10 protein-coding genes are annotated in these 12359 nt (G+C 46.8%); all 10 read right to left on the reverse strand.

The window, feature by feature from the left end; all coding sequences use genetic code 11:
* Positions 1–9: 9 nt before the first annotated feature.
* Positions 10–882 (reverse strand): Hsp33 family molecular chaperone HslO, encoded by an 873-nt coding sequence (gene hslO / locus ACSYSK_RS08330; protein WP_491714673.1) that lies wholly within the window; start codon positions 880–882, stop codon positions 10–12.
* A 117-nt stretch (positions 883–999) separates the two neighbouring features.
* Positions 1000–3066, reverse strand: a complete 2067-nt coding sequence (ftsH, locus tag ACSYSK_RS08335) for an ATP-dependent zinc metalloprotease FtsH (protein WP_491714674.1) — start codon at positions 3064–3066, stop codon at positions 1000–1002.
* A gap of 91 nt (positions 3067–3157) precedes the next feature.
* On the reverse strand, positions 3158–3700 hold the full coding sequence (gene hpt, locus ACSYSK_RS08340; RefSeq protein ID WP_491714675.1) for a hypoxanthine phosphoribosyltransferase: 543 nt from the start codon (positions 3698–3700) through the stop codon (positions 3158–3160).
* Positions 3684–5063 (reverse strand): tRNA lysidine(34) synthetase TilS, encoded by a 1380-nt coding sequence (gene tilS / locus ACSYSK_RS08345; protein ID WP_491714676.1) that lies wholly within the window; start codon positions 5061–5063, stop codon positions 3684–3686. Before tilS ends, hpt begins: the two co-directional genes overlap by 17 nt.
* 129 nt (positions 5064–5192) lie before the next feature.
* Positions 5193–5705 carry a S1 domain-containing RNA-binding protein gene (locus ACSYSK_RS08350; protein WP_491714677.1) on the reverse strand — a complete coding sequence of 171 codons (513 nt, stop codon included), beginning with the start codon at positions 5703–5705 and terminating at the stop codon, positions 5193–5195.
* A gap of 64 nt (positions 5706–5769) precedes the next feature.
* Positions 5770–6156 (reverse strand): FtsB family cell division protein, encoded by a 387-nt coding sequence (locus ACSYSK_RS08355; RefSeq protein WP_491714678.1) that lies wholly within the window; start codon positions 6154–6156, stop codon positions 5770–5772.
* 64 nt (positions 6157–6220) lie between these two features.
* The gene (locus ACSYSK_RS08360) at positions 6221–6487 is read right to left on the reverse strand and encodes an RNA-binding S4 domain-containing protein (protein WP_491714679.1); all 267 of its coding nucleotides are present in this window, start codon (positions 6485–6487) and stop codon (positions 6221–6223) included.
* Positions 6484–8034, reverse strand: a complete 1551-nt coding sequence (locus ACSYSK_RS08365; protein ID WP_491714680.1) for a putative polysaccharide biosynthesis protein — start codon at positions 8032–8034, stop codon at positions 6484–6486. The genes ACSYSK_RS08360 and ACSYSK_RS08365 overlap by 4 nt, the downstream gene beginning before the upstream one ends.
* A 7-nt stretch (positions 8035–8041) precedes the next feature.
* On the reverse strand, positions 8042–11518 hold the full coding sequence (mfd, locus tag ACSYSK_RS08370; protein WP_491714681.1) for a transcription-repair coupling factor: 3477 nt from the start codon (positions 11516–11518) through the stop codon (positions 8042–8044).
* 15 nt (positions 11519–11533) lie between these two features.
* Positions 11534–12091 carry an aminoacyl-tRNA hydrolase gene (gene pth, locus ACSYSK_RS08375; RefSeq protein WP_491714682.1) on the reverse strand — a complete coding sequence of 186 codons (558 nt, stop codon included), beginning with the start codon at positions 12089–12091 and terminating at the stop codon, positions 11534–11536.
* Positions 12092–12359 lie beyond the last annotated feature (268 nt).

Consider the following 12359-nt stretch of genomic DNA (forward strand, 5'->3'; position numbering starts at 1 on the left):
CTAATTACCCTAGTCGAGCAGTTCTGCTAACTCTCCTTGGCTAAATTTATACTTACGCCGGCAAAAATGACAAACTGTCTGTGCCCCGTGATCTTGCGTGATCATCTGCTTTAAGTCGGCAGCCGGCAAAGTCGCTAATGCCCGGGCAAAGCGTTCCTTACTACAATCACACTTATATTGCACCGGTAGTGTCTCCAAGTCTTGTACGGGCAAATCGCCTACCAGTTCACGTAAAATCGCTGCCGGCGTCATTCGTTCTTTAAGCAGCGTGGATAATGGGCGGGCCCGGCGTAAATTATTTTCCACGCTAGTCAATACTTCTTCAGTCGCTCCGGGCAATGCTTCCAGTAAAAAGCCCCCCGCACTGATGATCGTGTTGTCGGCCCCCACCACCGTCGTAACTCCGACCGTAGCCGGGATCTGTTCTGATTTAGCCAAATAATAGGTCAGGTCTTCTCCAATTTCACCAGAAACTAGCGGGACTTGCCCCGTAAATGGTTCCTTTAGGTGCTGGTCTTTAGTGACCGCTAAAATTCCGTTCGTCCCCACGGCGCGAGCGACGTCTAATTGACGCTTAAGTCCCGTCGTCAGTTGCACGTGCGGATTTTGCACGTAACCCTTAACGTCACCGTAAGCATTGCCGTCTGCGACCACTAATCCTAAAGGACCGTCACCTTGGATCCTGACCGTCAACTGATCGTCGCCACTCAAACGAGCACAACTCAGCAGTACAGTACCTACCAACGTCCGCCCCAAAGCAGCGGCAGCCTCTCCTTTAGTATCATGGAGCTGCTGAGATGTTGCCACCAAATCAGTAGCAGTCACAACGTACGCCCGTAACTGCCCGTTAGCTACCAAACTCTTAGTTAAATAATCTGCCATTACATTCACTTCTTTCTGCGTTTATCCGGGTAAATAAAAGGAGCCGAGACAAAACTTTTGTCCCAGCCTCCTTCGTGAATCCGTAAATTAGCGGGCAACTCGCCCTAGTAAACCTAATTAAGACAAAGGTTGATGCGAACCATCCGGATAAAAGACGACTGTTGGTTGCGCAGGAGCATCTTCTTGCTGTGCTCCTTTTTTAGCGGCTTCTTTGCGTTCCAACGCCTTTTTAGTCTCTTCAAAAGTAGCGGCCTTTTCACTCGGAAATTCGTCTTGCCCTTCGTTAGGCATCTTACCGGTTTTAAATAAGCTCAAGATCTGTTTTTCGTTCAAAGTTTCGTACTGTAACAAAGCTTCCGCGATGATCTTATGCTGTTTTCTGTGCTCTTGAATGATCCGTTTAGCAGTTTCCATTCCTTCGTTTGACAGGCGGATAACTTCTTCATCAATAATATTAGCCGTTTGTCCCGAATAGGCAGGTTGTCCCGCCATTTGACCGGCATACATCGAGCTTTGACCCTCATATTGTACCGGACCTAATTTATCACTCATCCCGTATTCAGTGACCATCGAACGAGCCAACTGAGTGGCCTGCTGGAAGTCATTAGAAGCTCCGGACGACTGCGTGTTAAAGATGATCTGCTCGGCAGCACGACCACCCATTAACCCGGCGATCTGGTCTTGCATGTCTTTTTTAGACAACAACATCTGATCGTCACGCGGCAACATGATCGCATAACCACCGGCGCGACCCCGCGGCACGATCGTTACTTTATGCACGACCCGCGCGTCGTTTAATACCAAACCAATGATCGTATGCCCGGCTTCATGATAAGCCACGGTATTACGTTCTTTTTCGCTGATCACCCGGTCACGTTTAGCAGGACCCGCGATCACCCGGTCTTCGGCTTCATCCAAATCAGAAGCATCGAGGGCCTTTTTATTGCGGCGCGCCGCCAACAACGCAGCTTCATTGAGCAGGTTTTCCAAATCGGCCCCCACAAATCCCGGAGTTTGTTTGGCGATCATCTTTAAGTCAACGTCTTTAGCCAGCGGCTTATTCTTGGCGTGGACCCGTAAAATAGCCTCACGTCCCTTAACATCCGGACGGCCGACCAAAATCTTACGGTCAAAACGACCAGGACGTAATAACGCCGGATCCAACACGTCGGAACGGTTGGTTGCCGCCATCACGATCACGCCTTCATCACCCGCAAAACCATCCATTTCTACCAATAACTGGTTTAACGTTTGTTCACGTTCGTCGTGACCGCCGCCCATGCCGCTGCCACGTTGCCGGCCGACAGCATCAATTTCATCGATAAAGATGATGGCGGGTGCATTTTTCTTAGCATTTTCAAATAAATCACGTACCCGGCTAGCACCGACACCGACAAACATCTCGACAAAATCGGAACCGGAAATAGAAAAGAACGGTACTCCAGCTTCACCGGCTACGGCTTTAGCTAGCAAAGTTTTACCTGTTCCTGGTGGCCCCTCTAGCAAAACGCCGGACGGGATCCGCGCACCTAAAGAAATGAACTTACGTGGATCACGCAAAAACTCGACGACTTCCACCAATTCTTGCTTCTCTTCTTCGGCACCAGCAACGTCGGAAAAACGGACCTTGTTGTTCTTTTTATCAACGGGTTTAGCCTTGGACTTGCCAAAGCTCATTACTTTGCCGCCGCCCCCGCCTTGACCGGCCTGACCTAACATCATGTAGAAGAAAAAGATCATGAAAACGATCGGTAATAAGTAAACGATCAGTTGGATCCAGACGCTGCTAGACTCTTCTTCTTTAGCGTTAAACTTAATTTTATTTTTTTGCGCACTCTTTTGGATCTGGCTGACCGTCGAATCATTGGTCAACACGTTGGTAGTAAACGACTTAACACTCGTTTGTGCGCCGTTTCCTAACCCAACTAATTTATTACCTTGCGGTGCAGATTTATGCGCTTTTTTGTACGTCCCGGTAATCTTATAGGTACTGCCGGACGGCTGCATCGTGAATTCTTTGACATTGTCTTTTCTAAGTTCGCTAACAAATTGACTAGATTGGATCTGTTGTGTGCTGCTATTCGACTTCCCACCGAAAAAGTAATACATCACACCCACAATTCCAAGGAAAAGCACAATATAAAATAGACTATTTTTTAATAGTCCATTTTTGTTGTTCTTCATAGTTTTCCTCCTTAAGCCTGCTATTTAAAACAAAAATAAACCACTGCGACCATCATAGCACAGTTAGTTTTTTTTGACTATCATTGACTATTTAATTTTCAGTATAAATTTTAGGCTTTAAAACACCGACATAGGGCAAATTGCGGTAGTGTCCAACGTAATCTAGGCCGTAACCGACGACAAATTCATTGGGGACCTGAAAGCCGACGTAATCGGGCTTAACGTCTTCGACCCTGCGTTCCGGCTTATCTAATAAGGTACAGATCTTAACGGAAGCAACATGCCGCTGTTCAAACAGGTCAAATAAAGTTTTCAAAGTCCGACCCGTGTCGACGATGTCTTCCACTAATAAAACGTGGCGTCCGGCAACATCGCGGTCTAAATCCTTTAAGATCTTAACGTTACCAGAAGAGACCTTCTCGTTGCCATAACTAGAAACGGACATAAAGTCCAGCTCACAATACGTCTTGATCTCGCGCACGATATCAGCCATAAATAAAACGGCCCCGCGTAAGATACAAACTACCAAGGGGTCTTTATCCAAATAATCTGCAGTGATCTGTTTACCTAATTTTTGTGCTACGTTGTGAATATCTTGTTCGCTATACAACACCTTTTCAATGTCGTCGTTCATGTAGCAACCTCTTTTCTCCACCAAATTTTCTATCAATTACTATGTAATGAATTTTAGCATTTACTGCCACGCGTGACAAATTAGATTTCTTCAAACCAATTACCCATAAAACTTGACCAGTACCCGTGCTTAATAACCACATATTCTCCCGCTTGGACTGCACGATTTTATGGTCGATCATAATTTTTTTGATCTTCTGGTCTCCGCCTTGCATTACCAGTCGGTCGCCGGGACGCCTGTGCCTGACAAATAACTCCGGTAACTGCCCCGCCAACTCATAAACATCATCACCGGGCAAAACGGTGGAACGCGTTGCAAACAGGCCGATTTTTTCGGTCGCACTTAACGTGACCCACTCACCTAAATGTAACTTGAATACCCGTTGGTCTGTTGGCACAACTTTTCTTTGGGGCACGATTTTAAAATGATCGTACTCCTTTACTAGCACTTGTTTGGGGGACAGGATCACCCGTCCTTGCGGCTTAGCAGAATTTAATAATAAAGCCATTACCTGTTGTAACTGCCTGGTATTCAACTCTTGCCGAGCCGTACATAAGAGGTGTTTTAAGACTAACTGGCGCGTTTCCACCGGCAGTTGCCGCCACTTGCTCAAACAATAGCCCGCAGGTTCTTTTAACTCCGCGACGATCTGCGCTAAACTGTGCTCCGCAAAATGTAACAATGTGCCTAACTGTTGCTGGTAATCCTGCAGGTGAATGAGAAAGCGCGGATTTTCCGCCTGTAATAGCGGAACAACGTGGTGGCGCAGGCGGTTGCGTAAAATATCATCGTCAGCATTAGTGCGGTCCTCAAAAAAGACCAACTCGTGTTTGCGCGCGTAGGTCAGTAATTCTTGTTTGCTAAATTGCAGCAAGGGCCGGATCAGCCGGGACCCCCTTCCAAATTCGCGCACTTGCCGGATGCCTTGGAGCTGGGAGAGTTCGCCCCCCCGCACCAATTTCATCAAGAAGGTCTCCGCTTGATCGTTAGCGTGATGAGCCGTCAACAAATCAGCGATCCCCTGTTCTTGCAAGACACGGGCAAAAAAAGCGTAACGAAACTGACGCGCGGCTTCCTCTATCCCGGTCGTAGGATGATCTTTAAGCTGCCACGTCGCAGTAAATAACGGCAACCGGTGCTCGGCGCAATATTTCGTCAAAAAAGCCGCCTCCTGTTTACTTTCTGCTCTCAAGCAGTGATCGACAAAGGCGACGTTGATCCGCGGGCGCTTTTTTACCGGTAGTCGTTCCAACAAAGTTAATAACACCATTGAATCCACTCCGGTCGAAACCGCCACTAAAACTTGCTTTTGCGCGAGGTGTAATTGCTGCCAGAGTTGAGCGAATCGTACTTCTAAATCCATTTTTAACTCCTAAGTTTAGCTAAAAAGAAACTATGAACAAAGGACTGGGACAAAACACCGTTTGCCTCAGTCCCAACTTGTGTGCCCATAATGATAGTCTGATCGTGCCTTCAAAATAGCAGTCTGTTCCTAGCTACGCCGGCCACCGCGACCGCCGCGCTTGCCCTCAGTATTTCTCTTCAGGGAAGTCAACCGTTCGTCGCTTTGTTTCATAAAACCGGCTAACAGCGAATCAAAATCCTCTTTACCGCCCGCTTTTTTATGCCCGGTAAAACCGCCGCGCTTGCCGCCGCCAGCATTGCCACCACGGTGTTCGTTGTTATGGTGATAATGATTATTAGCGTGCCCATTATTATTACCATTGCTGTGCGGATGATTATGTTCCTTATCCCCGTGCCCAGCCGGCTGTTCTTTTGCTTGTTTCATCGAAAGTGAGATCTTACCGTCTGCCGAAACTGCCAGGACCTTAACTAGTACCTCATCGCCCACCGCTAAAACATCGTGAATATCCTTCACGAAGCCAGCAGAGATCTCACTAATATGTACCAAACCTGTCTTGTGCTCTCCCAGATCGATAAAAGCACCGAAATTCGTAATTCCTGTCACCCTGCCAGTCACTTTTGAACCTGCTTCAATTGACATATAAAATTTTTGTTCCTCCTATGTAAGCTGAGTTAAGTATACCACGTTGCGTCCTAAGTAGATATCAGTTTTCTTTCTTATTATAGGGTAAATTATAGATCAATTCATTTTTCTTAGAATAAGAATACTGCTGTCTGATGTATTTATCCAAATACGTTGGGTCTTTTAACTGCTTCACCTGTAATTTGAGTTCCTTATTTTGAGCAGTTTGTGCGGACAAACTCTTTTGCGCCTTATGGGTTTGTAATACTAACTGTTGTGTCTGTTGCTGGTTATGCCAGAGATGTTGCCCACACAAAGCAGTTAGCAAAAACACCGCCAAAAGCATTAAATACATGCGTAAGCGGTGATACCGCCATGCTTTTTTGGCGGTCTTTTGTTCCTGCCAAGCAGTGGTCTGCTGACGGTAGTACTTTTGATTTAACACTTTGATATTATTTTTAGCACGCATCAGCACACCTCCCTTAACTGACTTCAACTAGCAGTTAGCCACTTTATTATAGCAAATGTGATTATTAATTTCTACGTTCCTGGTAGGCTTCTTCTACCACCTCGTATAACTCCTGAGCCTCATTTTTTTTAGTGGTATCCCTCAGATCAGTCACCCGGATCGTCAGCTTTTTATTACCAAAATTCAGCACTAACTGATCGCCGATATTAACTTCACTGGCAGACTTAGCGACCCGCCCGTTGATCGTTACCCGTTTTTGGTCCGCAATCTGCTTGGCCACTGGACGCCGCTTGATGATCCGCGCTACTTTTAAAAACTTATCTAACCTCATTGAGACAACCTCCTAGTAAATTTCAGCAGTTTAGCACCACCGGGTAAGGCTAACCATTCGCGCACGGTCAACAACCGTGTTGCGCTAGCGAGCGCCACAAAAGTCACCACCCCCGCGATGATCTCTAAACTTAACTTAATCATAATATTTTTACGGGTAAATAACCAGAAATAGCCGACAATATTTCCTACCACCCAAACTACCAGACACATCGCCAAACTGCAAAACGCTAATTTAAATAAAAACGCCGGTGTTAAAGCCCGCACCGAAACACCGCCGACAAGTACCAACAAAGCCACGGTCAAACTAAGCACGGTCACCAGCGCGCCGCCCATGATCCCTAGGTGACTCACCGTCCAGTAATTAGCAACAATTTTAACTACCAATGCCGCTAATACCGCCCCCAAACTGCGTTTAAACCGTTCTGCACTCTGCATGATCGCATTATAAATACTGCACGCCGAAATCAAGATCACACTAACGACGTAAACTCCCAGTACACCGCTTAATTTAGTATCGCCAAATAACAACAGGTTGATCTGGGGCAGCAAAATAACCAAGCCGCAAGTCGCGCTGACCGCCACCGCCATTCCTAAGTGCAACATCATCCGGGCCAAGCGGGCAAATACCTGCTTTTTCTTTAAAGCAACAGCCTTAGTTAAAGCAGGCAACAGACTGGTCGCAAAACTCAAAGCCACCGTCATCCCTAATTGAACCAGCGGTTGGGCGCGGTCATAAATCCCCTTAACGTACTTAGCATTAGCCGCAGACATACCGCTTACCTGAAGCGCATTTTTAACGGTAAAAGAATCCACGAGTTGCAATAAAACTAGCAAAGCAGAAAATAAACAGATCACCCCGCCCTGGCAAACTAACGCCCGCAGTAATTTAGCGTAACTAACTTTGGCAACCGGCGACGGGCGCCGCAACCGTCCGTAACAAGTCAGCAGTATACTAGCAACCAGCGCACCGCCCACCGAACCCAGCATCGCGTAACTGCCAATGCGATAAACCGACCAGTGAGCCTGCACTCCCCACCACGCGGCCCCGATAATGATAAACACCCGGACAAACTGCTCGGCAACTTGTGAGCTGGCGGTAGGTAACATGTTAAATTCGCCTTGATAATAGCCCCGCATTACCGCTAAGTAGGGCAACAGTAAAAATAACCACGTCACGCTTTTGAGCAACGAAGCCAAACCGCCATCGCCCATCAAAAGAGCAATTTTCGTAGCACCAAGCCGCAATCCGACGAACGTAAAAAGCGCTAGCCCGAAAAGCAGCTCGAATAACTGCCAACGCACCGCCACTTTTGCAGCTTCACTGTGTTGTTGGGCGATCAACTTGGAAATAAACAACGGTAGCCCGTTTAACGCCAGCGTCACGCAGATCCCGTAAATTGGGTATACTTGTTGGTAAACGTAAAAGCCGGTATTGCCCACCAAATTTTGCAGCGGGACCCGGTAAAAAGCGCTGAGAACTTTTGCTATTAATGAAGCAATCGTCAAAACTAACGCGCCGTTTAACACTTTGTTGATTTTTGCCACCTCATTATTATTTTGCCTGCTCGCTGATTTCTTGAGCTAAAGCCTGTAACAAGTGCTTTAATTGCTCCAATACCACTTCAGTAGTCATCTTAGGTTGGATCACTAAAACTAGACTGGTCTGCTGTTCGTTTTCAGTTAACGTGACCGCAAACTTAGTCGTTGCTACCGCCTTTAGCAGTTCTTTAGCACTCAACTGCTGCGTTGCTTGCTTGCTGAGAGTCACGGTGATCCTAGTTCCATTTTGGCTGATCTTTGTCACCAAGGCCTGATCGGCGTACATCTTCAGCAAACCGACCTCTAACAAAGAAGAAACCTCGGGCGGATAATCGCCAAAACGATCGAGTAAGTCGGCTTGTACCTCACGAAACTGCTCTTCGTTTTCAAACTGCCTGATCCGTTTATAGATCTCGATTTTTTGTTGGGAATCTTCGATATAAGACGCCGGCAAATAAGCCTCCAGTTCCAAATTGATCTCCGCGTCGGTTTTAGGCGCCACCTTTTGCCCCCGCTTTTTAGCGACGGCTTCGTTTAGCATCTGAGTATACAAGTCGTAGCCAACCGAATCAATAAAGCCGTGCTGCTGTTTGCCTAAGATGTTGCCCGCGCCCCTGATCGACAGGTCGCGCATCGCAATTTTAAAACCCGAACCTAATTCCGTGAAATCCTTGATCGCTTCCAAACGTTTTTCGCTATCTTCACTTAAAACCTTGTCGTGTTGGTACATAAAATAGGCGTACGCCACGCGGTTAGACCGCCCGACCCGACCGCGCAACTGGTATAACTGAGCCAGTCCCATGCGATCGGCATTTTCTACGAACAAAGTGTTGGCGTTGGGAATATCGACGCCGGTCTCGATGATCGTCGTTGTCACCAAAACATCGTAGTCGCCGCTGATAAAGTCGTATAAGATCCGTTCCATTTGGGCTTCGCTCATCTGCCCGTGAATGTAAGCGACCCGTGCTTCGGGCAGTAAGTCTTGCAACTGAAACGCCACTTTTTCAATGTCAAAAACGCGGTTATGCAGGTAAAAAGTTTGCCCGCCGCGCGCCATTTCCCTTCTGATGGCATCGACGATCACGCTGTAATCTTGTTCTAAGACATAAGTTTGGATCGGGTAGCGATTTTGTGGTGCGGTTTCGATCACCGACAAGTCCCGCACGCCTAACATCGACATGTTTAATGTCCGCGGGATCGGCGTAGCAGTTAGCGTTAAAACGTCCACGTTGGTCTTGAGCTGTTTTAATTTTTCCTTATGCTTGACGCCAAAACGCTGCTCCTCGTCTACGACTAACAAACCCAAATCGGCAAACTGCACGTCATTTGACAACAGCCGGTGTGTTCCCACCACGATGTCACACATCTTATTTTTCAGGTCGCTCAGCGTTTCTTTTAACTGCTTTTTAGTCGAAAAACGAGAAAGGATCCCGATCGTTACCGGAAAATCGTGAAAACGTTCTGTTAAAGTTTCATAATGTTGCTGGGCTAAGACCGTCGTCGGTGCTAAAAACGCCACCTGTTTACCGTCTTGGACGGCCTTAAATGCCGCGCGCATCGCCACTTCGGTCTTACCGTAACCCACATCTCCGATCAACAAGCGGTCCATCGGCCGACTTTTTTCCATATCCCGTTTGATCTCTTTAGCACTGCGGATCTGATCGGGAGTTTCGCTGTAGGGAAACGCGTCTTCAAACTCGTGTTGGTAGGCGTTATCGGGTGAAAAGGCAAAACCCTCCTGCGCTTCACGCTGGGCGTACAGCTCGACCAAGTCGTCGGCGATGTCTTCGATCTTACCCGCGACCCGTTTTTTCGTCTTGACCCATTCGCTGCCACCCAACTTATTGATCCGCGGAGCCTTGCCTTCCGCCGAAACGTATTTTTGGACCCGGTCTAATTGCGTTACCGGAATAAAGAGGTTAGCGTCATCTTGGTAATCCAGCATTAAGTAGTCTTGGTGCTTGCCACCGACTTCAAGTGTCTTCAACCCCATGTAACGACCGATCCCGTGATTGACGTGGACCACGTAGTCGCCTTTTTTCAGATCGGTATAACTCTTGAGGCGTTCGGTGTTGTTCATCGTTTGGCGCTTGGACTGTTTTTTAGACGCCTTAGCGAATAATTCGTGTTCGGTCAACACGACTAGTCCAACCTGAGGCAATTCAAACCCGCCGCTCAACGTTCCCGCAACTACCTGAGTAGTCTTAGCCTGCAAATTATCGGCTTTAGTGATGATACTTTTGATGGCAAAATCGTCCAGCGTTTGGGAAACTTTCTCGAGGCGCTGACTATCGTTGATCAGCAATACGACCGTTGCTTGCTGCTTTTGCCAACGGTCGGCTTCTACTTTTAACAGTGGCATTTGGCTGAAAAATTGCTGCACACTGCGTGCTTTGAGGTCTAAGGTCTGAACGAAACGCAAATTACCCATTCCGCGTTGAAAAAGCGCGAGGAAAATTTGTACGTGTCGCGTCTTTTTTTCCAGTACCCGGATCTCGTTAACCAACTGCGTCTGGGGCAAAATTTGGTGTTGCTCCACCAGCCAGTTGGCATTTTGCGTTTGAATCTCAGTTTCTTGCTCCAAAATTTTAGCGTAATCGTCGAAGATCAAATAACCATCGGCAGCTAAATAATCAATGATGCTACTTTTTTGCGGGTAAATCTCACTGGCAAAAATGCGCGCGTCACTAGGCAATTCTCCCTTAGTCAACTGGTCTAAAAGCGCACCGATCCGGCTTTTTTCTTCGTCAACATCCGCGTATTGCGCGCGTAACTTTTTAGCCGCAGTTTGAATTTGCTTTGCGGTAGCGATAAAATCCGTCGCCGGCAAGATTTCGACTTGCGTTAGGTTTTCCACACTGCGCTGGTCGGCCACGTTAAAGAAACGCAGCGAGTCGATCGTCGTGTCGAACAAGTCACAGCGAACGGGAAAATCTGTATTTAACGCGTAAATATCTAGAATCGAACCCCTGATCGCAAAATCACCCGGGCGCTCTACCATTTTTTGTCTGGTATACCCCATCGTGACCAGTTGTTGCGCCGTTTGTTGCAGGTCCAATTCCTGGTCGACCTGTAATAAAAATTGTTGTTTGCGCCAGTCGCTAACGGCAGGTAGTAAACGGGTCAAACCCGAGACGCTGGTGACTACAAGCGCCGGTTTTTCTTGGATCAAAGCATTCAAGGCCAAGACTCGCTGTTTACCAAAGTCCGGTGAACTAGTCGCCAACTCCTCGGCCACCAACTCTTCGGCCGGAAATAAAAACACCTGCGATTCGGCCACCAAATTAGTCAAATCGTCCACTAAACGCTGCGCGTGAAATAAATCGTCAGTCACGATCAGTTCGGTGTGCTGCTGTTCGTTAAACAACTGCGCTAACATCACGGTTTTAGCGGAGCCAAATAAGCCGGTCAGCAGGTGTCTGCCGGCTTTGAGATCAGACTGCCATTTGTGATACTGCGGGATCTGACCGAATATTTCCGTAATCCTCATGAACTCAATTTCCCCCTAATTATACGAATTCATCAATTGAGTAATACTAATACCAGTGCTCCAATCGCTAGCCGCTTGACAAGCCCGGTCTATTGCCTGGGCGATCAGTGGCTGTTCTTGCGCACTAAAGCGACCCAGGACCCACGAAACAACGGACATTTTAGTCGGGTGACCAACTCCCAGTTTGATCCGACTGAACTCCTGAGTATTTAACTGCGCGATAATACTCCTGATGCCATTATGTCCTCCAGCCGAACCCTTAGGCCGTAAGCGAATCTTACCTAATTGTAAATCCAAATCGTCATGGATCACCAACAAATCAGACAACTGTAACTGGTAGTAGTCTAACAACGGCCGCACGGCTAGCCCAGAATCATTCATAAAAGTGGTCGGTTTAACCAACAAAATCTTTTCATCGTTACTTCTCGTAGTGGCCACCAGTGCGGAAAATTTGCTGGTGCTAAAGTCAACTCCCGCTTGTTGCGCTAACTGATCGACTACCATAAAACCGACATTATGGCGAGTACGGTCATATTTAGTACCAATGTTACCTAAACCAACGATCATTTTCATCTATTGTGACTTCCTTTACTATTTTTAATGAGAATAAAATTTATTTTGAAAACACTTTATCTAAGCTAACAATTTATTTTTTCACAAATTGTGAAACTTGAATTCCAATAATTTACATTGATATATAAGCATTTATTTTATTTTATCAGCCAATTTAATAAGCAACAATCACTAACTTTGTTACCCAACATACAATTTTAAATGAAAAAATAGCATGCCATTTTCTTAAAAAGATGCTATACTATGTGATGTAGTAAATATGGCATGT

Source organism: Ligilactobacillus sp. ESL1201 (assembly GCF_058503265.1).